Source organism: Shinella sp. GW821-FHT10F02 (assembly GCF_058809275.1).
This window is the reverse complement of sequence record NZ_JBXASL010000001.1, coordinates 111,726-135,223: the sequence shown is the minus strand read 5'-3', so window position 1 is coordinate 135,223 and position 23,498 is coordinate 111,726. Positions and strand designations below refer to the sequence as shown.

Here is a 23,498-nt window from a genome sequence, read left to right as displayed (position 1 = left end):
GCCCTTAACAGGGATAAAGGGTCGAGCGTCTATAGGCCGGCAACGGAGTTACCGCCCGCGAGTCACTTCGGCACCGTCGATCACGTGGCTTTTGGGGCCTTCGCCTTATCAGGCCAGGTACGGCGGTAGTTTTGGAGCGCTGGTTTTGGTGCAAACGTGCTAATGCAAAATCAAGCAGAAAAGGCGAACTCGTTAGAGCTCGCCAAGCAATACAGGTTCCCTGCGGACCTACTTCACACCACTGTGGGAACTTAAAGCTGCCCGCGGTCGAATGTACAAAAATTAGATTCTGATAACCCGGCTGGTTTCGGCTGCAGTCCGCGCGGCGATTACACCAGATCGCATTCGGCGGCACGGCCGAGCCCGTTATGCTTCCGCAACAGAATATCGCATCACCACGCCATGCTCCGCTTCCGTGATGAATATCGTGCGCGGATCGTCTTTCGCGAATGTCACATTGGTCGGCAGGAGCCCGAGGGTGTTGATGCGCAGTTTTGGTTGGCCCAGGCGGTCGAACAGCCAGACAGCGCCCATGCCGATCTGGCAGACGACGAGACTGCCGGATGTCGAGATGGCCATGCCGTCAGGCCCGCCGAGGCCGCCGGATAGCTGGATGAACCGGCCCACCCGGCCGACGCGGCCGTCCAGGTGCAGCGGCACGCGCCAGACGGCGTTGTCGCGGGTCACCGCGAGGTAGAGGATGCTCTCGTCGGGCGTCAGAACCAGGCCATTGGGGCTTGGAACATTGTCGAGCAGGCAGAGGAGCTCGCCCGTGACCGTGCGCTTCCAGAGCCGCCCGGTCGGGTCATGCAGCCCTGTCTCCCCCTGGTCGGTGAAATAGAGGTTGCCGGCGCGATCGAATATCAGGTCGTTCAGCCCCTTGAAGACATCGCCCAGAGGATGCGCGATCAGGGTTTCCAGCGTGCCGGATGCCGGGTCGAGCGCGAGAAGCCCGTTCTTCTGGTCCGCGATGAAGATCCTGCCGTCCGAACTTGCCGCCAGTCCGTTCGGATAGCCGTCATATTCGACGACGATCTCGAAACCGCCATCCGGCGAGATGCGGAAGATGCGGCCATTCGGAATGTCGACGATATACAGGCGCCCGGCCGCGTCGAAGACGGGCGCCTCGATGAAGGAATGTGTGGGCGCACCCCGCCGCTGCAGCCACACCCAGGGATGGTTTTCCGGCGTGCCGCGAAACCGATCCGGCAGCCGAGCGAAGGGTTCCGCGGTCACTGTGGGTGGAGCTGCGAACACTGAGGATCACTCCAGGGTGAAGGAGATGGTTTCGAACTCGGTCAGCTTGGGGATCGTCAGCCGGACGATGCCGTCAGCCACCTCGAAGGGCGCATCCTCCCCGGAGACCACGAAACGCGCAGATGAGCACGTCTTCCCGGCAGGCAGGCTGAGCTCCACCTTGACGTCGGAGACCGGCATGACCTCATGCACGAGCCGCCTGTGGCCGCTGTTGAAACTTCCCGGCGCGGAAAAGTTGATCACGGTGACGGACAGGCGGTTGTCCTTCGCCATCAGCGACAGATCATAGAAACCCGGACCGGTGACGCACAGCTTGTCCGTCCAGCCCGGCGTGGCACGCACGGCATTGCCGATCACCTGGAAGAGGTCCGCGAGACCGTAGAGATGCGCCACCTGCTCGATCGGCCACGGGAAGTAGACGAGCGAGCCCTTGCCGAGCGTCGCCGTCATGATGAGGCTGTAGGTGCTGACCCGCTCGATAAAGTTGTATTCTGGAACGCTGAAGCCAGAGCCCGGCTCCCCTTCGACCGGGGGAACATAGGCGAGCGCTTCGGCCCGCGTGCCCGGCCCGGCGAGGACCTTCAGGTCGCCGCCGATCGGCAGCACGTCGGTGTTGGTGATGCCGTTGAAAAAAGGGCTTTCCGGATCGGTAATCCGGCCGTAGGCGGCCTTCAGGTTGCGTTCGATGGTGTGCGTGTCCTGCGCGCCCAGCAATTCGAGCACGAGCGGCTTGTCGCGCGGCTCGCCCATGGCATCGCGGAAGGTGGCCTCGAAGGAGGCGATCAGCCGCCCGCCGCCCTCGACATAGGCACGCAACGCGTCGACCGCCTCATCGTTCAGGCAGGCTCCGTTCGGCAGCAGTACCGCCTTGTAGCGCGCGAGCTTCTGCGGCGTTATGCGCTTGTCGCTGAGCACATCGAACGGGATGCGCTGTTGCATCAGGGCGTTGTATGCGCCTCGGAAATGGTTGATGTAGGCCGGCTCCGGATTTTCGCCGTCGATATTGTCCTGCGTGAAGCGGGAATAGATGATCGCCGCATCCGCCTGCGACTTCAGTCCCGCATAGGCGTCGCGGTTGTCTGCAAACAGCTTGAACAGCTTGCGCATGGGCTCCAGGCCGCGGCGGTCGAAATGCTCGCTGAAGAAGCCGGTCACATGCAGCCAGGGCCTGCATCCATGGGCGACGATCTGCGAGGCCCAGACCCGGTTTTCGGCTTCCGGCACCGAATAGAGGCGCCACCAGGGCAGGAAGTAACTGACGATGACGGCGCCTGGCTTGTCATCCTCGATGCCGCGCAGGTAACGGGCCTCCACGCCGGGCCACCAGAGATTGGCGTAACGGCGCTGCGCCTCCAGCACCGGCATGTCGGCGAAGGGCGCCGTGTAGTCGATGTCCCAGCCGCCCTTCTGCGAATGGTCCCAGGATTCCATGACCTGGGCGAGCGGCATCCAGGCGCATTCGGGCCGGACTTCCTCGATGGTCTTGTCCATCAGTTCGACCCACTCGGCGATCCAGCGATAGCGAAGCTCGTTGTAGCGGCGCCACAGCGGGTCGCTCCAGTTCTGCTTCGGTATCGCGCGCCCGGTTTCGGCGCGGAACTTGGTCTGGCAGTTGGAGCAGTAGCACACGCGCGTGTGCCACGGCGAGAATTGCGCCGCATTCGACCAGAGGCCGGAGAAGGCATAGCGGCCGAGCACTTCCCGCACGACGTTGATCGCGAACTCGCGATAATAACCGCCGTTCGGGCAGGCCACATAGAGGCCGTGCACGCTCATCAGCTTGCCATTCTCGTCACGCGAACACCATTCCGGATGGTCGGCCGCGATCCCCCTTGGCACGAGGCTCGAATCTATGCGGGCGATGGCGCGGATCCCCGCGTCGTTCAGCGCTTTCAGCGTCTCGCCCACGACGTCGCGATTGCCGAGAGAGGGGCTGCGCCGATGCAGCGGAATGTCGGTCGGGTAAAAAGCGGTGATGCCCGCCGTGCTGAAACCCAAGGCATCCACGGAAAGGCTTTTGGCGAATTCCACGAGCTTCTGCGGGTCCCATCGGCCCGCGTCGTCCTCGCGCATCGTCATGATCATGATGTTCGAGGTCTTAAGCCATTCGTGCGGTGAAGCCTGCGTCATCGAATTCTCCTGTCTTCTGTTTCTTGAAGGTCTGTCGGGCGAAAATACGGGCGCATTTCCAGCCGAAGCGAGGCCGCTTCAGCGTCGGATAATGCGATAAAAACAATACAATAGAGCATTTCCGGTGAGCCGGTGTTCACCGGAAATGCCCTAGGTGTCGACCCTTACGTCGATAGCGTCGCGGATGCCGTCGCCAATGAAGTTGAAGGAAAGCGCGGTCAGGAAGATCGCAAGGCCGGGGAACACGCCGAGCCACCAGGCTTCCGGAAACTGCAGCGCGGTCGCCAGCATCTGCCCCCAGGTCGGCGTGGGCGGAGAGACGCCCAACCCGAGAAAGGCCAGCGACGATTCCGTGATCAGGGCCGAGCAGGCGCGCAGGGCCGCATAGACCACGACGTTGCCGGCGACGCTCGGCCAGATATGCCGGAACATGATGCGCGGGGTACTCGCTCCCAGCGCGTGCGCCGCCAGCACGAACTCCTGCTCCCGCACGGAAAGCGTCTGTCCGCGGACCAGCCGCGCGAATTCGGGCGTGTTCACAAGTCCGATCGCGATGATCGCGTTGAAGAGATTGGGGCCGAGCACCGCTACGATACCGAGCGCGAAGATGAGCATGGGAAAGGCCAGAAGGCCATCCATGATGCGCATGATGATATCGTCGACCTTACCGCCGACCACGCCTGCGATGAGGCCGATTACCGAGCCTGCCACCAGCGCAATCAGGATGGCGCCGGCGACGATGGTCAGGGAAACCCGGGCGCCGTAGAGAAGGCGTGAAAGCAGATCACGGCCGATTTCGTCCGTGCCGAGCACATAGGTATCCGTCGGAGGGACGAGGATGGAAAGATAATCGATCGCCGACGGGTCATAGGGCGCAAGCCAGGGTGCGAAAATCGCGCCGAGCATGGCGGCCGACAGGATGACGACCCCCAGCATGCCGAGGTGATGGCGACGAAAGCGTCCAAACGCCGCGGCGAGCGGGCGGCTCGAGCGAGGGCGGATGACATCGTGCTGTTCGGTGGCGGTTGTCATGGCACAGCCTCAGATCTTCACGCGTTTATCGAGAAAGGCGTAGCTGATGTCCGCCGCAAGGTTCGCCAGCAGAACCCCCACGACCGTCACAAGCATGGCGGCTTGCACCGGCGCGAAATCCCGCTGGAATATGCCTTCGACAATCATCCGGCCGAGACCCGGTAGCGAGAACATCGTTTCCGTGACCACCGAACCGCCGACCAGTGTTCCGATCTGCAGGCCGATGACCGTCACGACCGGGATCAGCGCGTTGCGCAGGGCATGCAGGAAGACGATCCGTCCCGGCTTCAGCCCCTTCGCCTCGGCCGTGCGGATATAGTCTTGCGAGAGCACCTGGATCATCGAGTTTCGGGTCTGCCGCATGACGACGGCAGACAGCGGCAGCCCCACCGTCAGCGCCGGCATGATCATGAGCTTGAGGCTGGTGACCGGATCGGTGAAGAAGGGCACGTAGCCGGATGGCGGCAACCAGCCCAGGCGGACGGAAAAGAGCATCATCAACAGAATGCCGATCCAGAAATAGGGCATCGCGACACCGGCAAGGCTCGCCGTGCTGACGACGATATCCAGCCAGCCGTTCCGGCGCAGGGCCGCGACGATGCCGGCGGGAATACCGGCAGCGCAGGAGACGAGGATGGCCAGTGTGGCAAGTTCCAGCGTCACCGGGATGCGCGAGAGGAGCATGTCCGAAACCAGCTCGGTGGTGCGCAGCGAGCGGCCGAAGTCGCCGGACAGGATGTTGCCCAGCCACGCCAGGTACTGGACGATGACGGGCTGGTCGAGCTTGAGCCTTTCCCTCAGTTCTGCCACGCGCTCCGCGCTCGCATATTCGCCGAGGATGGCGACTGCCGGATCGCCGGGCAGGAGAAGCAACAGCGAGAAAATGATGAAACTGATGATCAGCAGCATCGGGATCAGGAACAGGATGCGTCGCAGGATGAATCTCGTCATGCCGGCCTCCCCATGTGTTGCGACTCCCCGTTCGACCTGCTCGGTGCCGTGCCGTAAATCTCCTCGTGGCGCAGGCACGCCGTGGCATGCCCCTCGCCGACCGTTTGCAGACTCACCTCCGTCTCGGCGCATTGCGGACGGGCATGCATGCAGCGCGTGCGGAACGGACAGCCCGACGGCGGATTGAGCGGGCTTGGAATATCTCCCTTGAGGATGATCCTGTGCGAGCGCTGCGAAGCGTCCAGGCGCGGCGCTGCCGATAGCAGCGCTTCCGTATAGGGGTGGCGCGGCGCGGCGAAGAGCGTATCAGCAGGCGCCAGTTCGACGACATGCCCGAGATACATGACCCCCACATGGGTGGCGACATGGCGCACCACGGCGAGGTCATGGGCGATGAACAGCATCGCCAGTCCCAGCTTCTGCCGAAGGCCTTCGAGAAGATTGATCACCTGCGCCTGAACCGAGACGTCCAGCGCGGACACCGGCTCGTCCGCGACGATGAATTCCGGATCGACGGCGAGCGCCCGTGCAATGCCGATGCGCTGACGCTGTCCGCCGGAAAACTCGTGCGGAAAGCGGTTCGCATGGTGCGCCCGCAGCCCGACCATATCGAGCAGCTCCGAAACACGGGCCTGACGCTCGCCGGCGTTCGCGCCGATGCCGTGGATGATCAGCGCCTCCTCGATCGCCGCGCCGACCTCCATGTAGGGGTTGAGCGAGGAATAGGGATCCTGGAAAATCATCTGCATCCTGCGCCGGAACGGCCGGAGCGCGGAGCGGCTGAGGTTTGTAATGTCGGCGCCATCGAAGCGGATCGTGCCGGCCGTCGGATCGAGCAGCCGAAGCACCAACCTTCCCGCCGTCGTCTTGCCGGAACCGCTCTCGCCGACAAGGGCGAAATTCTCCCCCCGCCGAATGGTCAGGGAGACATTGGTGACGGCCCGCGTGCGCTGGAGTTGTCCGCCGAACGTGGTGCGCTTTTCGAAAACCTTGCTGAGCTGGTCGATTTCGACCAAAGGACGTTCTTCAGTCATGCCGCCCCCAGTTCACGCCAGCGCAGGCAGCGTACCGACCGGTCGTCGCCGGCACTTTCCAGTTCCGGGGCCTGCACGTCGCAGCGCCCTTTCACCGCGAAGGAACATCGCGGATGAAACCGACAGCCCGGAATTTCCTGCAAGGGGTCGGGAATGCGGCCGGTGATCGCTTCCAGGCTGGAGCGCGGTCGTTCCAGCCGCGGCACGGAGGCAAGCAGGGCGCGCGTATAGGGATGGTTGGGATGCTGAAGGATGTCGGCGACAGTCCCCTGTTCCACCACCTGCCCCGCATACATGACCACGACGGTATGCGCGATCTCCGCCACGACGCCCAGATCATGCGTGATAAAAATCATCGACATGCCGATCTCGTCCTGCAGCCTTTTCAGCTCTTCGAGAATCTGCGCCTGGATCGTGACGTCGAGCGCCGTGGTGGGTTCGTCGGCGATCAGCAGGGCGGGACGGGAGATCAGCGCGGATGCGATCATGACGCGCTGGCGCATGCCTCCCGAAATTTCGTGCGGATAGGAATCGGCCCTGCGCGTAGCATCCGGAATGCCAACCCGCTCCAGCATGGCGATCGCGGCTTCGCGCGCCTGGCGTCGCGTCGCGCCGTGATGGACGCGCAACGTTTCGCCGACCTGGTATTCGAGCGTATGGGACGGGTTGAGGCTGCTCATCGGCTCCTGAAAGATCATCGTGATGGCCGTTCCGCGAACGGCGCGCATCTGGGAGGCGTCAAGCTTGAGCAGATCGACCGTCGTTTGCCCGCCGGAAGGCGTAAAGCGCGCGGCATCACCTGTGACGACGGTGCGCCGCGCCTTCAGGAGACCGAGAAGGGCAAGGCTCGTCACGGACTTTCCCGACCCCGATTCACCAACAATGGCGACAGTTCGCCCGCTGACCGCCTTGAAACTTACATCGCGGACCACCGACACGCCGCGCGGAGGCGTTCCGAAGGAAACGTTCAGTCTTTCCACTTCGAGCACATTGTGCTGCTGCGACTTGAAATCCATTAACCGTCAACTCCAGATGGCAGGTCTGCGCGTCACTTCGGCAAGTGAACATGGCGCGTCACGGCATTGGTCCGGAAAGGATGCCGGCTGGCGGGATCGCGAAGGACAGCCCTTTCGCTGAAGCCAGCCGGCTTCGGTCGTTTGGCGATCGACGCCGCTATTTTGCGGTGTTCAGCCAGGCTTCCTTGAACACCCAAGCACCGCCGCCCAGTTCAAGCTGCAATCCTTCCAGCTCCTTGCGGGCGGCATATTTCACCGGCCGGGCGAAGAGGAAGAGCTGATACTGGTTGTCGACGAGCACCTGCTGGGCCTGGTTGTAGAGATCACGGCGCACGTCCTGCGAGGTTTCGAGCCGCGCCTTGTCGAGCAGTTCCTGAACCTTGGGATCGGCGACCCGTATATAGTTGCGGGCAGCGCCGCGTCCATAATAGGACGTCATGGTGATGTCCGGGTCGACGTCCGGCAGCGTCGAACGGCCAAGGCTGAGCTGTGCATTTCCATGCAGGGAGAAGTCGACCCAGGCGCTACGGTCGAGGACATCGATCTTCACCTCGATGCCAACCTGCTTCAGCATGGCCTGCATGATCTGTGCGACCTGCGTGTCCGGATCGCGCTGGATAATGGCCATGCTGATCACGCCGTTGAAGCCGGACGCGGCATAGGCCTTTTTCGCTGCTTCCGGGTCATATTCGACGGGCTTCAGATTCGGGTCGTACGTCCAGGACGTGGGCGGCAGGATTCCGCCGAGCGGCTCGCCATATTCGCCGGAGATAGCCTTGGCGAGCGCGACACGATCGAGACCGAGGGAGACCGCCTTGCGCAGCTCCGCATTGTCGAAAGGTGCGGCGGCACTATTGAAGCTGGCGAAGTGGTCGATCGCCATATGGGTATCGACGAGCTTCAGCGCCGGATCATCGCCGATCCTCTGAAAGTCCTTTTCCAGCACGGCGTCACCGAGTTGCGCGGAGCCCGACTGCAGCTCGACCAACCGCACCGCGGTGCTCGGAATATAGCGGATGACGACGCCGTCGAGGTAGGGGAGCTGCGCTCCAGCCTTGTCCTTGCCCCAATAGGTTTCGTTGCGCGTCGTGTCCACCCTGCCGGAGGTCCACGATACGACCTTGAAAGGACCCGTTCCGACAGGCTGGCGTGCGAAATCCTCGCCGGCAGCCTTTATCGCCGTCGGGGAAAGCATGACGCCGGGTTCCGAAGCGAACACCGCCATCATGGCGACGGACGGATCCTTGAACGTGAACTCGACGTTCGATGGATCGATGATGTTCACCTGGTCCAGGTTGCTCAGATATTGCTTCGACTGCGTGGGCAGGTTCGGGTCGCGGGCGCGTTCGATATTGAACTTGACCGCATCCGCATTGAACGGCGTGCCATCCGTGAACGTCACGTTTTCACGCAGCTTGAATGTCAGCGACCGGCGGTCGTCGCTCCATTTCCACTCCGTGGCGAGCACCGGTTGGATCTCGCCGGAGGGCAGGATGTTGACCAGGCGCTCCGCAAACAGATTGTAGGTTACGGAATCGCCGCCGGGCGAGTTCGTGTAAAGCGGATCGAGGCTCGCCGGTTCGGCGGCCCACATGGCGGTCACGGTTCCTCCCCGCGCCGGCTCCTGCGCAAAGGCTGTCGCCGCTCCCAGCGACAGCAACCCGACCGCTGCTGCCAGACGCAGCTTGGCCACAAAGGACTGTTTATAGCTTTCGTACGCGTTATGTAGCATCATCTTTCCTCCCAGATTTGCTTTTCACGGCCTTATTCGCCACGTTGAACCCTAAATAGTCTGCTTCACTTCCTTTCGATTGCAGCACTCGGCTGCTTCATCTTGCCGGGACTTGCATCCCGGCCGACAGGCTCGGCGAGCCGCACGGCAAACTCGATGGCCTCCACCATGCTCGAGCAGCGCGCGATCCCCTTGCCTGCAATATCGAAGGCCGTGCCGTGATCGACGGACGCGCGCAGAATGGGCAGCCCGAGCGTCACGTTCACGCCCTTGAGCGACGTCCATTCACCGGTCGCACCATCGATGGCAAAGCCCAGCAGCTTGACGGGTATATGACCCTGGTCGTGATATTGCGCCACGACCGCATCATATTGATTGGCATGAAGCTTCACGAAGACTGTGTCGCCGGAGATCGGGCCGTAGACGTCGTGGCCTTCGTCGCGCATCGCGGCCACCAGAGGCTGCGTCACCTCGATATCCTCGCGCCCGAACAGGCCGCCTTCCCCCGCATGCGGGTTGAGAGCGGCGATCGCAATCCGCGGACGCGCGATGCCCAATCTTTCGAGCGCCTCCTCCGTCAGTTCGACGACGCGCCTGATCCGCTCGGGCGTCATGCGCCTGGGTACATCCGCCAGGGCGATGTGGGTCGTGACATGGCTGACGCGGAGCCGTCCATGCGCAAGCATCATGACCGGATCTTTCGCGCCCGTCAGATGCGCCAGCATGTCGGTATGTCCGGCGAAGCCGTGCCCGGCAAGATTGAGCGCCTCCTTGTTGAGGGGGGCCGTGCAAATCGCGGCGACGTCTCCGGCAAGCGCCAGTTCGACCGCGCGCGCTACAGCCGCATATGCGAACTGCCCGGCTTCGGCACTGATCTCTCCAAATGCGATGGGCCGGCTTTCACGTCCTGTCGGAAGGAATGCCACCTCGGGCCAGGAGGCCTCAGGCGTCCCATCCGCGACAACCACGGCGAGGTCTTCGGCACCCAGCAAATCGACTGCCCGCCTATGCGCTTCGTGGCTGCCGAGAATGACGAAACGAACGCCACGTTCTCGCGCATGGGGCATCAATTCGGCAATCGCGCCGACAATGATCTCCGGCCCCACGCCGGACGGGTCGCCCATGGTTATGGCAATACGCACCTGTTGAATACCTCGCTCCCCATTGCGCATAACTTTCCATTTTTTCTCGTTATTAGTCAATCAATTTCATAAAGTTTCAGAAATGCGCAAACCATCCATCGGAGACGCGACTTCGCCTCCCCGCCGACAGCAATCACGCAGGAAGCAATAAAATATTGATAATATAGGGAAAATCGTTATTTTTGCTCAGCTGCCAACGGCACGATGATCAGGTCGACGCCAGCATCGCGGACCATCTGCGCGTTGTCAGGCGAGATGTTTTCATCCGTGATCATTTCGTCCAGCATGTCGAGCGAGCAAATCTGGCAAAAGGCCGCGGGCTGGAACTTGCTGGAATCGGCTACGAGCACGACGCGCTCGGCTGCCTCGATCATCATGCGTTTCTGCGCGGCGACGTCGAGCGAGGTTTCGCTCAGCCGGCCGTCGGAAATGGCATGGGTGCCAAGAAAAGCGATGTCGACATGGATCGTGCGCCAGAATGCGTGGCCGGGCTCTCCGCGTAGCGTCACGGAGCCCGAACGCAGCGTCCCGCCCGGAATGACCACGGTCGTCGCCGAGGCCGCCCCCAGGATCTCGCCGATGCTGAGGTCATTGGTGATCGCCGTCAGCGTCAGGTTTTTCTTGGCGACAAGACGCGCCACCTCCCGGACGGTGGTGCTGGAATCGAAGATGACGCTGTTGCCGGCCTCCAGCATTTCGGCTGCCCGGGCGGCAATCGCGCGCTTTTCCTCGCGCGCGAACTCCGCGGCCACCGTCGTCTTCGGCTCGAATGTGGATTTGCGGGTGCGCTGGATGAGCGCCCCTCCGCGGGTCCTCTCGATATCGCCTTCCGCCTCGAGCTCTTCGAGGTCGCGCCGGATGGTGGAGCTGGAAACCGCGATCGTTTCGACAAGCTGCTGGATCGAGATCGCGCCGTGTTTCTGGATGTGCTCCAGCACGAGCCCGCGGCGCTGCGCGGGAATCAGTTCCAACCGTTTGATCATGAGCGCTCCTCGGCATCGAGTGCGGCAAGCCGCACATATGTGTCTTCCATTCGAACCCGTGTCGTCGCCATCATCGGGCGGCCCGATGGATGGACGTGAGGGCATCGACATTGCCGAACCCGCCGGATTTGCTGATGAAGATAAGCGGCGTTCCGTCAGCAGTCTCTATTGTGGACCACGGAACCCCTTGAAAAACCTCACCGCGCGGCTGCAAGAGCGCCACCCCGAGTGCGTTTAGAAGAGCCTGGGCGCTCTCTCCTCCGGAAGCGACGACCGTTCGTACGCCACCACGGCGGATCATGTCGGCTGCCTGGTCGGCAAGGCGCCGCGAAACGTCTTGCGGCGACAACGCGTCCGCGCCGGCGGTGGCAAGCAAAACCGCGACGTCGGGATGGCTTTTCCGAAGATGTTCGACCTGGGCAAGGGTGATGGGATCACGCGATCCGATCACGAACAGCATGGGGAAAAGAGGCTGGAACGGTACGCCCTCAGCCGCACCTTCCGGTGCCGCCAGTTCCGCAAGCGCAAGGCTGGCGCCACCCGCTCCAACGAGAAGCGTCCCGTCCGGATCGGCAAGATGGGAACGGATAACAGCCTTCATCGCCTCCGCGTCGCTACAATCGGGAATGACAGCACGGTGCGTCAAATCACCCAGCCGTTCGGCGATGGAGATCGGCGCCGAAATGCCAGCCCCAACGACATTGCCATCGCTGACAAGGCGGCCGAGCCCCGGTATCGCCGGCACAACCAGCAAGCGCGCGCAGGAAAGGGTCTCCATCATGCAGGCCACCTCGGCCGCAATATGCCCCTTGAGCCTGGAATCGACTTTTTTCATTTGCAGCGCGCCCGCCTGGCTGAACAGACGCGAACACCGTGCAATATCGCCCAGCCCGGGTTCGGGAAGCTCACGCGAGGCGGTGTTCACCGCGATTACGGCAGGGCCAAGTTGCAAAGCCTCGACGACCTTGTCAGCCGTCGCCGCCACAAGCACCGACATTCCCCTCTTTGCAAAAGGGGCAACGCTGTCGAGGGCGCCCGTCAAATCATCGGCGATGATGGCAAATTCTGTCATTCGGCTATCACTCAGGATGGAATAATTTAGAATATTCCGACCATTCATGCATCTTTTTACGCATATATCAGCCCATGTGCCGGTCGACCGTGTTCGTAGCCAGTAGCATTGCCACCCTGCGGCGGCAAGGATTCCCTGTACGGACGGGCTGCCGGGCAGACTTTCAGGCAGGTCTGTGAATGGTTAGGGAGTGCTCGGGGAAATAAGCGCCAAAATTTCCAGAATGCTCCATCGACCACTCGATCGACCGCTCTTTGATCTGACGCTCGATGACGAGCGTAGCTTTGGCAGTTTTGATTGTGGTGGAAATGGCAGCGATTTGAGAATGCGGCGGCAAGGTCAGGCCAACATCAAACCCGCGCGTGCCGGCTTCGCGACGACATTGCGACGAGGAAGCCGGTGAAATGGCAGAAGGAGATGAAGCCGAGAAAGATGAGAGCAAGGCTGTATTCGCCGGTGGCATCGTGACTGATACCGAGGATGACGGGTCCGGCGGCCATTCCGAGGCCTGCCGCCAAACGGCAGATGCCCAGAATGCCGGCAAGGGAGGTCAGTGAAAAGATCATGCCCGCTCCGCTGGCAAGCAGGACCTGCTGTCCGCCAAAAGCAATGCCGAGGACCAGGGGATAGAGGAACAGGGCCGGAGAGCTTTCGGATGTGAGCACCAGCAGCAGCGTGGCGAATGTGATCACGGTCGCGACCGACGCGACTGCCATGATGCGCTGGGGACCCAAACGGTCGCACATCCAGCCGGATACCAGGCGCCAGAGGAAAATGACCAGTCCGGCCGCAGCGGCGAGCCATACGGAGGTGTCTTGCGGGACATTATGCTCGTCAAAGAGCGCAATCTGTTGCGTTAGAAGCCCGTGATAGGCCGCGGAGCCGCAGAAATAGCTGAGCGCAAGGGCTGCGAGGGCGACGTAGGGGATCGAAACCGTTTTCCTGGACGACACATGGGACGCCCTGCGTCGCACGCGGTCCAAGGCGAACAGATGCAGCAAGACACCGAGCGAAGCGATCAGAATGCCGATCGACATGTAGGCGTTCCGCCATCCGAAGTCGCTGATGATCCAGTGGATCACCGGCAGGCCGATGAAGGCCGCGAGGCCCGATCCGGCATCCGCGATCGCCATGGCCGTCGCGGGCCGTTTGCGGAAGCGTCCGGCGAGCACCGAAAAGATTGCGAAGGAACTGGTGCAATGGGTGCCAAGCCCGGCGAAAATGCCGAAAACAAGCCAGTACTGGCCGATGGTCTCGACGAATGCCAGACCGGCGAGAGCGAGACCCAGCAGAAGCGCCGCGCCTGCAAGCAGGGGCCGGCTGTCCCACCGGGTCATCGCGTAGCCGAAAGCCGGAGCTGTCAGGGCATTCGTCAGCGCAAACGCACCATAGGCCCCCGAAAGTGCCGATCGGGACCAATGGAACTCGGCCTCCAGCGATATCAGGAACAGGCCGAACGTATTCCAGACCAGGCCGGAGATGAACATGAGGAGAAAGGCGGCGGTGAGACGGACCAATCTGGCCCGCCTCACCTGCTCATGCCGTTTCAGGAACAGTTCAGTACCCGAATTCTTGGCCTTCTGCATGATGGCGTACCGCTCAGTTGACGCGGTATCGCTTGACCATGTCCCAGTCGAGCTCGACACCAAAGCCCGGCCCTTGCGGGACCTGGATGATCCCGTCCTTTGGATTGGGGCGATTGGCAATCATGCCCGCCCAGATCGGGTCACGGGCCGGCTCGAAGCATTCGACGCAGATGCCATTGGGAATTGCGGCGATCATGTGCATGGCGATCTGCGATTCCTCGTGATGGCCGACACGGATGTCGTTGAGCCCGCACAAGGCCGCAGCCCGCCGCCATTCGGTGATGCCGCCGGCCTCCGATGCGTCGAAATTCACGATGTCGACGGCGTCTTCCGCGACCATCCGGCGAATACCCGCAGCGGTGCCCTCGCTTTGTCCGGCATTGATCGGGATCGAGGTCGAGCGGCGAACCTGGGCCATCATCCTCGCATCGTCGTACCAGTGGCAAGGTTCCTCGAACCAGGCGATGTCGTACTTTTCGATCAGGCGGGCAAAACGGACGGCCTCCGAAACGGGCCAGCCGCGGTTCGCATCGACCGCGATCCAGAAGTCGTCGCCAGCGCCCTTGCGGGCCGCTTCGACCCGTTCGGCGTCCTTCTCGGCGCTGAGGCCGCCCACTTTCACCTTGCAGCCTGCAAGGCCGGCCTCGCGCAGCCGTTCCATTTCCTTGCCGAGGTCGGACAGCGTCTTGCCTTCCTCGTAGTAACCGCCGATGCAGATCATCGGCAGTTCCTGGCGATACCCGCCGAGAAGCCTGCACACGTTGACACCGGCTGCCTTGCCCATGAGGTCCCAGACGGCGCTGTCGATGCAGGCAATGGCCTCCATGACCAGCTTGCGGTCACGGTTCCATTCCGCGGCCTTGAACATCTTCTTCCACAGGCGTTCGACGGCGAAGACATCCTCGCCGATGACCATCGGCGCGAGTTCCTTTTCGATGATGTCGACGATCTCGCGCATGTGGTCGCGGCTGTCGCCGTTGTAGATCTCGCTGATCAGGCCGGTATCCGTCTCCATCCGCGTGATGATGGTGCATCTCTTGGTCACGTTGTACCGGCTGCCACCGAAATTGCGGGCGAGCGGGATCTCGACGGCGATGACCGTCACGTTCTTGATCTTCATTGTTTTCTCCGAAAATGGGTAGGAGTGTTATTCGCCCTTCGATCCGCCTTCCGAAAGGCCGACGACGAGCTTGCGCTGGACGAGCAGGTAGAAGAGGACGACAGGGATCGTCACAAGAACCGCACCGGCCAGAAGCATTCCCCAGGAATAGATATTGTCCTGGCCAATCCACGTCGCGAGACCCAGCGGCAGGGTCTTGTTTCTCTCGGACGAGGTGAAGACGAGTGCGAAGAGAAACTCGTTCCAGGCATGATTGAAGCTGAAGACCCCAACCGAGATGATGCCGGGAAGTGCTAGCGGAACCGTTATGCGCATCATCGCCTGGAGGCGTGTGCAACCATCGATCATGGCGCTTTCTTCAAGGCTGACGGGAATGGCATTGAAGTAAGAGCGCATGAACCAGAGCGCGAGCGGAAGCGTGAAGGCGGTGTTGGCGATGATCAGGGAGAAGAGCGTATCGGCAAGGCCCAGCTTCACAACGTAGATGTAGAGCGGCAGCACGATGAGCACTTCCGGCAGCATGTAGCAGATCAGCGCCATGTTGGAGAAAGCCGCGATGCCGAAGAACTTGAACCTGCTGAGGCTGTAGGCCCCCAGGCCGCCGATCACCAGCGAGAGCGCCGTCGCGCCGCACGCGACGATCAGGCTGTTGGCAAAATAGGTCAGAAAGTTCGTCTGGACGAAGAGGTCGCGATAGTTCTGCAGCGTCCATTCGTTCGGCAGGAATGTCGGCGGTACGGCATAAAGTTCCCCGCCGGGCTTGAACGAGCACAGCACCATCCAGAAGAGAGGAAAGCCGACAACCGAGACCGCGGTAAAGACCAGGAGGTAGAGAAGCGCGCGGGACATCAGGTGATGAACGTCGGCCATCTCGTAGTTGCGGCGACGTTGCCCGCCTGTCATTGGAAGGGACGAGGTCATGGCGGTCATTGGCGTGCCTCCGCTTTTTTCATCAGAACGAAGTAGACGGCGAGCAGCACGCAGAGAATTGCGAGCGTGATGATCGCGATCGCGCCGGCGCGTCCGAATTCGAAATCCGTGAATGCCTTGATATAGACGAGGATCGGCAGCGTGGTGGTGGCATCCAGCGGCCCGCCTCCGGTCATCAGGTAGATGATTTCGAACTTGTGGAAGGTCCATATCGAGCGAAGCAGGGTCGTCAGCAGGAAGACCGGCATGACGTATGGCAGGGTAATGCGCCAGAACTGCTGGAAGCTCGACGCGCCGTCGATGCTTGCCGCCTCGTACTGTTCCTGCGGGATGGATTGCAGGATGCCGAGAAGTGCGATGACCGCGAAGGGGAAGAACTTCCAGACGCCGACAACGATCACCGAGAACATTGCAAGGGACTGGCTGTTCAGCCAGAGCACTGGCTGGCTGATGATGCCGATGTTCACCAGCGCTGCGTTCACCACGCCCACGATATCGTGCAGCATGTAGCGCCAGGTCAGAACGGCCACGACTGTCGGCACCAGGTAGGGTGCAAGAATGATGGCCCGCGCCGCGCCGCGAAACATGAAGGCCTTGTTGAGCAGCAAGGCGAGCCCCAGACCCAGGATCATCTCGATCGAAACGCTGCCGAACACCCAGATGAAGGTATTTCCGAGCGCCCGGTAGAATGTCGGCTCGGTCAAGGCCCAGATGAAGTTGTCCAGCCCGATAAAAGGACCGCTCAAATCGCCCATGCCGATATCCTGCATGGCCGTGAAGAACACGGTGACCGTCGGAACGCCCGCGAGCAGAATGAGAAAAAAGGCGCTTGGGGCGAGCGTTGCATAGGCGAGGAAGCGGTCTCCCGCCAGGGCGCTGTTTGTTGCTGATCTAGACATGGGCAACCCTCCGGATTTCGGTCTGCTTATTCGGCTCCATGGCTTTGCCCGTCGCCTTGTCGAACCAGCGCAGATCGGCGCTGGCAACCGCAAACTTCGCCTCGCTGCCGGGGTTAGGCGTGTAGGACACGCTGGACGGAATGCGGGCGATCACCGGGGTTTCGGGAAGGTTTCCCTTGACGTGCCCATAGAGCAGCCTGTCACCGCCGAGATATTCAACGCGATGCGTGTTGAAGACGATCGGCGTGATATCGGCGCCGTTTGCATAGTTCTCGGCCGGCAGGAAGTTTTCCGGCCGGAAGCCCAGCGTCATGCCTTCCGTTTCGACGAGGTTCATCGGCGGCGATCCCATGAACGTGGCAACGAACGTATCGGCCGGATGCTGATAGATCTCCTCGGGCGTGCCGATCTGGCGAATTTTTCCTGCCTCCATGACGACGATGCGGTCGCCGAGGCCCATCGCTTCCACCTGATCGTGCGTGACGTAGATGGAAGTGACACCAACGCGATCCTGGAACTGTCGCAGTTCCTCGCGTGCCGAATGACGCAGCTTGGCGTCCAGGTTCGACAGCGGTTCATCGAGCAGAAACACATCCGGATCGCGCACCAGCGAACGGGCCAGCGCGATACGCTGGCGTTCGCCGCCGGACATCTGACGCGGCTTGCGCTTCAGCATGCGCGTCAGGCCGACCAGCTCCGCCGCCCACTGGACCTTGGGATCGATCGTGCGCTTCTCGACGCCGCGAACACGCAAGGGAAAGGCAATGTTTTCGTAAACCGTCATATGCGGGTAGAGGGCATAGTTCTGGAAGACCATTGCGATATTGCGGTCTTTCGGCTGCAGCCGGGTTGCCCGCCGATCGCCGATGAAAATGTCGCCATAGGTTGGCAGTTCGAGGCCGGCAATCATCCGTAAAAGCGTGCTTTTGCCACAGCCGGAAGGGCCGAGGAGCACCAGGAATTCGCCGTCGTTCACCGTCAGGTTGACGTCGTTGACCGCATTGTGGTCGGCGAAAATCTTGCTGATCTCCTTGATTTCAACGCTTGCCATGTACTTCTCCCGTCATTTGGAATGGGGCGGACGAGCCTGACTCGCCACAAGCCCTCAGTGCCTGAGCACGCAACTCTACATCAGCATCTTCAAGCCGCTTGCGGATTGCCGCAATTCGATCGACATCCGCAGCGAAGGATACCTTGCGGCGAGCGATCATCTCGTTCATCCGCTCGGGCGCAGGCCCGCCCGTGACGGTACGGCTCTTCAGGTTTTCGGCCGGGTCCAGGGCTTTTCGAACCACGTCTTCATCGATGCCAAGCGTATGGCCGAAGAGGACGCTGGAGGCGTCGTCGAGGTCGGCCGTGGTGATCGTCAAAGCGGTTCGCCCACCTTCGATCGTTTCGCGGACCACGCGCCCGACGATGTTGTGCGCCATGCGGAACGACAGCCCGGTTTCACGCACAATGATATCGGCAAGCTCCGTCGCCGTGCCAAATCCAATCTCGGCTGAATGGAGCATGACATCCGGTTTCACCGTCAACGTTCGCAGCGCCCCCTCGAAAACCCTGAGGCCTCGCGTGGCCTTTTCGATCATTTCGATGGCAGGGACATTCGCCGCGGTAACGCCGTCGTTCACATCAGCGAGCGAGGTGTTCTTGGAGGCCGCAAGCACCGTGTTCATGGTGCCGATGGCCATCGCCGCAACGGCCTTCACATGCTCCAGCGCCTGCGGGTTCTTCTTCTGCGGCATGATGCTGCTGACGCTGGAATAGGCGTCGTCGAGCTCCAGAAAGCCGAACTCCATGGTGTTCCAGGTCTGCAGGTCGGTAGCGACGCGCGAGATGCCGGTCATCATGATGGCGAGCGCGCCCGCGGCTTCCTGAAGATCGTCGCGAATGGAGACGCCGTCGTAGCCGATTTCCACAAGGCCCTCGAAACCGAGCAGCCGTGCGGTCATCTCGCGGTCGATCGGGAAGCCGGTGGTTGCCAGCGCGCCGGACCCGAGCGGGCTGCGGTCGCAGCAGCCGAGAGCGCCCATCAACCGGCGGAAATCACGCTCGACCAAATCGCTGGCAGACAGGAGATAATAGCCGAAGGAGATCGGCTGCGCGTGCTGGGTATGGGTATAGCCGGGCATGACCGTACCGATATGGGCTTCAGCCATGCTGAGCAGCGTCTCGCGCAAAGCGTTGACGGCATCGACGAGATCGAGCAGGCAGGAGCGAAGCGACAGCCGCCATGTCGTCGTGTGCAGGTCATTGCGGCTGCGTCCCGTGTGGAGCCTGCCACCCGTTTCCGGGCCGAGCTTTTCGACGATGTACCGTTCGATATAGGAGTAAAGGTCTTCCTGGTTGTAGTCGATGGCAAGGATCTGCGGTCCTGATGCTTCCAGGTCGAGCAGCAGGCCGATGATCCGGGCGATGTCGTCACGCGAGACGATGCCGCGATCGAGAAGCATCACCGCGTGGGCGAGATGAACACGCATCTCGCCGGCGAACTGATAGCGGATGCCGGCCGCAACGGCTGGGGCAAAATAGGAATCCACCATGGTTTGGGCCGGTGGAGATTTGACGCGCTCGCGCAGCGACACGACCGGAACGGCCGGTTGATCATGGGACATGTTTTTCTCCGGGGAATGTCCGCGCGGCTGACCACGCGGATAGGATCTTGTGAAAGATCAGTTCTTCAAATCGTCAACGATGGCCTGCATGCGCTGTTGACCCCAGGCAGCGGCGGCAGCCGGATCTTCGCCCTGAAGGACGACACGCTGGACGACCTCGGCGGGGATCCCTCGTGCGACGATCGAGCCGATATAGGGATTGACGACGCCTGAGCGGATCACCTTGCCGTTTTCGAAAACGGCGCCTGCCTCGGACTCGAAGTCGAGGGAGTTGGACGTATCGAAGGCAATCGGGCCGATATCCTTGCGCCCGCCGAGCAATTCCGCGCCGGCATCGATCACCTCTTGCTGAACGCTCTGCAACGGCGGGATCAAGTGCGGATGCACCGTCAGGGAGAAGTCCTTCAAGCGGGCGCCGGTCACGATGAAGCTCAAGAACTTGCGCGCTGCCTCGGTACTCTTCGAGCCGACTTCCGGGGCCGAGAGTGCGAAGCTGTTGGCATTCACGAACTTGACCGCCACGCCGCTAGGCCCCACCGGCAGGCCGGCTGCACTCGTGCTGTCGAAAAGACTGCGCGTGTTGGTCACGGCATTGGCGATCAGGCGCGGCGCATAGATATCGATGCCGATCTTGCCTGTCATGTAGACGTTGATCATGTCGCCGTAGGAATAGGACCCAATGCCTTGCGGCGAGTATTGCGCCATTTCCTTCAGGAAGGTGAGCGCCTTCACCGTGCCGGGATTGTCGAAGGTGACGTTGAGGTCCTTGTCGAAATACGTCCCGCCGGCGCTCCAGATCAACTGCGACAGGTAGATGCCCGTCATGCGGTTTTTCCCGGCCGGGTAGATGAAGCCGAAATTGCCGTCGCCGGTCAGGGCCGCGCCGACCGTCTTCAAATCATCCCACGACTTGGGCGTGGACAGGCCCTTTGCCTTCATCAGGTCGTCGCGCTGCCAGAGAACGCTGTAGTTTCCGAGCGTGTAGGGAATGTCGTAATTCTTGCCTTCGACCGCGACGAGGGAGCCGGGAACGTAGTCCTCCCGCCCGATCTGGTCCACGATGTCGTCGACCGGAAGGATGTAGCCCTTGCGTGCGAACTCGAAGCGCTCTTCCGGCAGGATCTTGAAGATTTCCGGCATCGTTCTCGTATTGATCGCGGCCAGGACCTTTTGCAGGCGTCCATCCGTGCTGACGGCTTCCATCTCGATCTTGATATCGGGATTGGCCGCCTCGAATTCCTGGATCGCCTTGTTGTAAAATTCGATGCTCGGTGGGTCCGTTTCATTGTGCAGGAAACGCACGGTTTGTGTCTGCGCCACCGCAGAAGAAGCCATCAGGCCGGCGACGAGCATGGCGCCGAGATGCGGATATAGATGAGCCCTCAAATGCATAACGTTCCTCCCATTATGGTTCCAGATGCACACCCGCCGCCTCCGCGACTTCCTCATGGTGTGCAGGTCAAAATAATCTTTATGCTTTCCATCCGTCCAGCAGATGTTAAGTATATGGGATATTCATTTTCCGGATGGGTCATCATGGATGTGACGGATCTTCGCATTTTCGTTCGGGCATCGGAGCTCGGCAGTTTCAGCAAGGCGGCCGTCGCACTGGGAATTGCGCAGCCAAGCGTCAGCCGGATCATCGGCGAGCTCGAGAAGAAGTGGAACGGCGCCCTGTTTTACCGGACCGGGCGTGGTGTGACCCTTTCGGAGTTCGGCCAGGAGGCTTTGAGCCGCGCCCGCCAATTGCTGCGGGAGTTCGACCAGATCACGGAAGACCTGAAAGCCTATAGCCGTCTGCCGAGCGGCATCGTCTGTATAGGCGTGCCGCCTTCGATCGTCGGGCGCATCATTCCCGACCTGCTGATCCAGTTGAGAAGCGAACTTCCGGGCATAAAACTACAGATCTACGAAGGGTTCGGAGACCAGATCGAGCGCGGGCTGGCGGAGGGCATTCTCGATATCGGCATCTACAGCAAATATCACGAAGGCGCCCCGGGAACCGAGCGGCTCTTTCTCCAGTCGCGGCTCGTGCTGGTCGGCGCCTCGGTCGGCTGGCAGGTTCCGGCGGAAATTCCGTTCGAGCAATTGATCGAATATCCCCTCATCCTGCCCCCCGCGGCAAACGGCCTGCGTGTCATCATCGACAGCGTCGCCCGACGGCTGAAGGTTTCGCTAAATGTGGTGGCGGATGCCGATTCCTATCTCGTGCAGCGGGAAATGGCACTGCGCTGCGGCTGCTTCATGATCAAGGCCCCCCACACCATTTCGGACGACACCGAACAGGGCCTGCTGTCCACCAGCGTGATCCGCCAGCCTTATATCAACAGGCACATCGTGATCGTCACCAGCAAACAGCGCCCACCCAGCCGCGCCGCAGCCGAAATCGCCTCGCGCATGGACGCAATCCTGCGGACATACAGTTCCACATGACCGTGTTTCGCAGGGCGCGACGGCGCGCCAGATAAGCTCAACCCGTTTAAAGTTCACGATCCAGCCACCTTGGTGCAGCATCGCGGTGATGCGACGATAGCCATATCCGCCGTACTGGAGGGCGCGCGCCGTGAGGGGTGCGGTCAAAGCCGCTCCGCGGTGCGCGTTCCCGGCAAAAATCCAAACTGGATTTTATTTCGCGGAAAGGACGAAATTCACCCTGCTAACCTCCTGCTATTCCGGTGCCTGAGGGCGATGTTCCATCGCGGTGCCGAGACTTGAAGAGCATTCGTGGAGGAGCATTCAATGGACGTGCGTAGCGCCAATGTGGAACCGACAATCGAGCATGAAGGAACCTGTCTGACATATTTCATGTTCCCAAAGGAGTCGGTCCGCAAGGAGACGATGGGATCATATCTCGAATATGTCGCCGAGTTCGAGCTGAAGCCCGGCGCCACCCTGCATCCGCACTATCACGATTCCATGGAGTTCTATCGGATCCTGGAAGGCTCGGCGATCATCCAGATCGAAGACGAGCAGAAGCTGCTCGTTCCCGGTGATCTCGTCCACATTCCGCGCAATGCCCGTCATTCGATCTGGCCGGCGCGCAAGGGCGGCAGCTTCCGCGCTTTCTCTTTTGCCTCGAGCTTCATGGGCGAAAATCCCGAACCGGTGAACTGTGAGCTGCCTGCTCCCAAGATCATCGTCGAAGTGGAGTGATCGCCATGCGGCTTGCAGGAAAAGTGGCGCTGATTACCGGCGGCGCGCGCGGCATCGGCCGGGCGACCGTGGAGCTGTTCGCGCGAGAGGGCGCGAAAGTGCATGTCGCGGACATCGATGTTCCCGAGCCCTATACGTCCGGCGACATCGTGACCCATCGACTGGATGTCGCCGATCTCGCCAACTGGATGGACGTCGTGGATGCCGTGATCGCCGAAGACGGTAGGATCGACATCCTCTTCAACAATGCCGGCACGGTGAAGTCGTATGAGGGCATAGCAGAAATCAGCCTTGAAGACTGGGATCGCGTCATCGGCATCAACCAGACCGGCCCGTTCTATGGCATGCGAACGGTCATTCCGCATATGCAGCGCAATGGCGGCGGCTCGATCATCAACACGTCCTCGATCTGGGGCAAGGTGGGCGCCACAGGCGTGTCGGCCTATACCGCCAGCAAGGCTGCGGTCTCGCACATGTCGAAGAATGCCGCGCTGACCTATGTCGGCGACAATATCCGCGTGAATTCCCTGCATCCCGGCATCATCGAAACACCGATGATCGCCGCGCAGGACCAAGGGATAACGGACGCGATCGTGGCCATCACGCCGATGAAGCGTTTGGGACGTCCTGAGGAAATAGCCTATGGCGCGCTTTTCCTCGCATCGGATGAGTCGAGTTACATGACGGGCGCCGAATTGGTGATCGACGGCGGCTACACGACGCCCTGATCCGCCGGCAAAGCCCGATTTCAAATCTCAGTTCAATACCTGGCGCGGCTGCGGGGAGATGCAGGCGCGGAGGATACCGCCATGGCAGGACGAATGCCTGCTGAACCCGTGCAAAGGA

General features: G+C 61.4%; 20 protein-coding genes and 1 pseudogene. 3 read left to right on the top strand and 18 right to left on the bottom strand.

All coding sequences use genetic code 11. The annotated features are described in order from the left end of the window. Positions 1-366: 366 nt before the first annotated feature. The 17 genes from AC1RWL_RS00665 to AC1RWL_RS00585 form a co-directional block, all read right to left on the bottom strand. Complete coding sequence (locus AC1RWL_RS00665; RefSeq protein ID WP_493093711.1) at positions 367-1,236, bottom strand: SMP-30/gluconolactonase/LRE family protein; 870 nt, start codon at positions 1,234-1,236, stop codon at positions 367-369. Between the two features lie 27 nt (positions 1,237-1,263). Further along, the gene (locus AC1RWL_RS00660; protein ID WP_493093712.1) at positions 1,264-3,387 is read right to left on the bottom strand and encodes a beta-galactosidase trimerization domain-containing protein; all 2,124 of its coding nucleotides are present in this window, start codon (positions 3,385-3,387) and stop codon (positions 1,264-1,266) included. A 150-nt stretch (positions 3,388-3,537) separates the two neighbouring features. Next, complete coding sequence (locus AC1RWL_RS00655; protein WP_439624747.1) at positions 3,538-4,419, bottom strand: ABC transporter permease; 882 nt, start codon at positions 4,417-4,419, stop codon at positions 3,538-3,540. A gap of 9 nt (positions 4,420-4,428) precedes the next feature. Next, a complete protein-coding gene (locus AC1RWL_RS00650; RefSeq protein WP_439624749.1) occupies positions 4,429-5,370 on the bottom strand; it encodes an ABC transporter permease in 942 nt (313 codons plus the stop codon). After that, on the bottom strand, positions 5,367-6,404 hold the full coding sequence (locus AC1RWL_RS00645) for an ABC transporter ATP-binding protein (RefSeq protein WP_493093713.1): 1,038 nt from the start codon (positions 6,402-6,404) through the stop codon (positions 5,367-5,369). Before AC1RWL_RS00645 ends, AC1RWL_RS00650 begins: the two co-directional genes overlap by 4 nt. Beyond that, a complete protein-coding gene (locus AC1RWL_RS00640) occupies positions 6,401-7,420 on the bottom strand; it encodes an ABC transporter ATP-binding protein (protein ID WP_493093714.1) in 1,020 nt (339 codons plus the stop codon). Before AC1RWL_RS00640 ends, AC1RWL_RS00645 begins: the two co-directional genes overlap by 4 nt. A 157-nt stretch (positions 7,421-7,577) precedes the next feature. Beyond that, positions 7,578-9,113 (bottom strand): ABC transporter substrate-binding protein, encoded by a 1,536-nt coding sequence (locus tag AC1RWL_RS00635; protein WP_493158177.1) that lies wholly within the window; start codon positions 9,111-9,113, stop codon positions 7,578-7,580. A gap of 104 nt (positions 9,114-9,217) precedes the next feature. Further along, positions 9,218-10,324: a 4-hydroxythreonine-4-phosphate dehydrogenase PdxA gene (gene pdxA, locus AC1RWL_RS00630; protein ID WP_493093869.1), complete on the bottom strand. Its 1,107-nt coding sequence runs from the start codon at positions 10,322-10,324 to the stop codon at positions 9,218-9,220. Positions 10,325-10,470: 146 nt separating this feature from the next. Next, the gene (locus AC1RWL_RS00625; protein WP_493093716.1) at positions 10,471-11,277 is read right to left on the bottom strand and encodes a DeoR/GlpR family DNA-binding transcription regulator; all 807 of its coding nucleotides are present in this window, start codon (positions 11,275-11,277) and stop codon (positions 10,471-10,473) included. A gap of 70 nt (positions 11,278-11,347) precedes the next feature. Further along, positions 11,348-12,349 (bottom strand): four-carbon acid sugar kinase family protein, encoded by a 1,002-nt coding sequence (locus AC1RWL_RS00620; RefSeq protein ID WP_493093717.1) that lies wholly within the window; start codon positions 12,347-12,349, stop codon positions 11,348-11,350. Positions 12,350-12,699: 350 nt separating this feature from the next. Beyond that, positions 12,700-13,935, bottom strand: a complete 1,236-nt coding sequence (locus tag AC1RWL_RS00615; protein WP_493093718.1) for an MFS transporter — start codon at positions 13,933-13,935, stop codon at positions 12,700-12,702. A gap of 13 nt (positions 13,936-13,948) precedes the next feature. Beyond that, the gene (locus tag AC1RWL_RS00610; protein WP_439624763.1) at positions 13,949-15,055 is read right to left on the bottom strand and encodes a mandelate racemase/muconate lactonizing enzyme family protein; all 1,107 of its coding nucleotides are present in this window, start codon (positions 15,053-15,055) and stop codon (positions 13,949-13,951) included. Between the two features lie 27 nt (positions 15,056-15,082). Then, positions 15,083-15,985, bottom strand: coding sequence for a carbohydrate ABC transporter permease (locus tag AC1RWL_RS00605; RefSeq protein WP_493093719.1), 903 nt, complete (start codon positions 15,983-15,985; stop codon positions 15,083-15,085). After that, positions 15,982-16,884, bottom strand: a complete 903-nt coding sequence (locus AC1RWL_RS00600) for a carbohydrate ABC transporter permease (RefSeq protein WP_439624767.1) — start codon at positions 16,882-16,884, stop codon at positions 15,982-15,984. The genes AC1RWL_RS00605 and AC1RWL_RS00600 overlap by 4 nt, the downstream gene beginning before the upstream one ends. Further along, positions 16,877-17,935 carry an ABC transporter ATP-binding protein gene (locus AC1RWL_RS00595; protein ID WP_493093720.1) on the bottom strand — a complete coding sequence of 353 codons (1,059 nt, stop codon included), beginning with the start codon at positions 17,933-17,935 and terminating at the stop codon, positions 16,877-16,879. The genes AC1RWL_RS00600 and AC1RWL_RS00595 overlap by 8 nt, the downstream gene beginning before the upstream one ends. Then, the gene (argH, locus tag AC1RWL_RS00590) at positions 17,922-19,499 is read right to left on the bottom strand and encodes an argininosuccinate lyase (protein ID WP_493093721.1); all 1,578 of its coding nucleotides are present in this window, start codon (positions 19,497-19,499) and stop codon (positions 17,922-17,924) included. Before argH ends, AC1RWL_RS00595 begins: the two co-directional genes overlap by 14 nt. A 57-nt stretch (positions 19,500-19,556) precedes the next feature. Further along, entirely contained in the window at positions 19,557-20,885 is a 1,329-nt protein-coding gene (locus tag AC1RWL_RS00585) for an ABC transporter substrate-binding protein (protein WP_493093722.1), read from the bottom strand. A 150-nt stretch (positions 20,886-21,035) separates the two neighbouring features. On the opposite strand from AC1RWL_RS00585, the gene AC1RWL_RS00580 reads away from it, so the two are divergent. Next, on the top strand, positions 21,036-21,932 hold the full coding sequence (locus tag AC1RWL_RS00580) for a LysR family transcriptional regulator (protein WP_493158175.1): 897 nt from the start codon (positions 21,036-21,038) through the stop codon (positions 21,930-21,932). A gap of 24 nt (positions 21,933-21,956) precedes the next feature. Here AC1RWL_RS00580 and AC1RWL_RS00575 read toward each other — a convergent pair. Further along, positions 21,957-22,082 (bottom strand): annotated as a pseudogene (locus tag AC1RWL_RS00575) (IS3 family transposase); the annotation flags it as partial. Between the two features lie 156 nt (positions 22,083-22,238). Here AC1RWL_RS00575 and AC1RWL_RS00570 point away from each other — a divergent pair. Next, the gene (locus AC1RWL_RS00570; protein WP_493093724.1) at positions 22,239-22,652 is read left to right on the top strand and encodes a cupin domain-containing protein; all 414 of its coding nucleotides are present in this window, start codon (positions 22,239-22,241) and stop codon (positions 22,650-22,652) included. A 5-nt stretch (positions 22,653-22,657) separates the two neighbouring features. Next, positions 22,658-23,380 carry an SDR family NAD(P)-dependent oxidoreductase gene (locus AC1RWL_RS00565; RefSeq protein WP_493093725.1) on the top strand — a complete coding sequence of 241 codons (723 nt, stop codon included), beginning with the start codon at positions 22,658-22,660 and terminating at the stop codon, positions 23,378-23,380. Positions 23,381-23,498 lie beyond the last annotated feature (118 nt).

What these genes read in the sequence shown, in the direction of transcription:
- AC1RWL_RS00570 (WP_493093724.1), top strand. Translation starts at nt 22,239, where the DNA reads ATGGACGTGCGTAGCGCCAATGTGGAACCGACAATCGAGCATGAAGGA.
- AC1RWL_RS00660 (WP_493093712.1), bottom strand. Translation starts at nt 3,387, where the DNA reads ATGACGCAGGCTTCACCGCACGAATGGCTTAAGACCTCGAACATCATG.
- AC1RWL_RS00625 (WP_493093716.1), bottom strand. Translation starts at nt 11,277, where the DNA reads ATGATCAAACGGTTGGAACTGATTCCCGCGCAGCGCCGCGGGCTCGTG.
- AC1RWL_RS00650 (WP_439624749.1), bottom strand. Translation starts at nt 5,370, where the DNA reads ATGACGAGATTCATCCTGCGACGCATCCTGTTCCTGATCCCGATGCTG.
- AC1RWL_RS00600 (WP_439624767.1), bottom strand. Translation starts at nt 16,884, where the DNA reads ATGTCTAGATCAGCAACAAACAGCGCCCTGGCGGGAGACCGCTTCCTC.
- AC1RWL_RS00640 (WP_493093714.1), bottom strand. Translation starts at nt 7,420, where the DNA reads ATGGATTTCAAGTCGCAGCAGCACAATGTGCTCGAAGTGGAAAGACTG.
- AC1RWL_RS00565 (WP_493093725.1), top strand. Translation starts at nt 22,658, where the DNA reads ATGCGGCTTGCAGGAAAAGTGGCGCTGATTACCGGCGGCGCGCGCGGC.
- AC1RWL_RS00610 (WP_439624763.1), bottom strand. Translation starts at nt 15,055, where the DNA reads ATGAAGATCAAGAACGTGACGGTCATCGCCGTCGAGATCCCGCTCGCC.
- AC1RWL_RS00620 (WP_493093717.1), bottom strand. Translation starts at nt 12,349, where the DNA reads ATGACAGAATTTGCCATCATCGCCGATGATTTGACGGGCGCCCTCGAC.
- AC1RWL_RS00655 (WP_439624747.1), bottom strand. Translation starts at nt 4,419, where the DNA reads ATGACAACCGCCACCGAACAGCACGATGTCATCCGCCCTCGCTCGAGC.
- pdxA (WP_493093869.1), bottom strand. Translation starts at nt 10,324, where the DNA reads ATGCGCAATGGGGAGCGAGGTATTCAACAGGTGCGTATTGCCATAACC.
- argH (WP_493093721.1), bottom strand. Translation starts at nt 19,499, where the DNA reads ATGTCCCATGATCAACCGGCCGTTCCGGTCGTGTCGCTGCGCGAGCGC.
- AC1RWL_RS00605 (WP_493093719.1), bottom strand. Translation starts at nt 15,985, where the DNA reads ATGACCGCCATGACCTCGTCCCTTCCAATGACAGGCGGGCAACGTCGC.
- AC1RWL_RS00595 (WP_493093720.1), bottom strand. Translation starts at nt 17,935, where the DNA reads ATGGCAAGCGTTGAAATCAAGGAGATCAGCAAGATTTTCGCCGACCAC.
- AC1RWL_RS00580 (WP_493158175.1), top strand. Translation starts at nt 21,036, where the DNA reads ATGGATGTGACGGATCTTCGCATTTTCGTTCGGGCATCGGAGCTCGGC.
- AC1RWL_RS00645 (WP_493093713.1), bottom strand. Translation starts at nt 6,404, where the DNA reads ATGACTGAAGAACGTCCTTTGGTCGAAATCGACCAGCTCAGCAAGGTT.
- AC1RWL_RS00615 (WP_493093718.1), bottom strand. Translation starts at nt 13,935, where the DNA reads ATGCAGAAGGCCAAGAATTCGGGTACTGAACTGTTCCTGAAACGGCAT.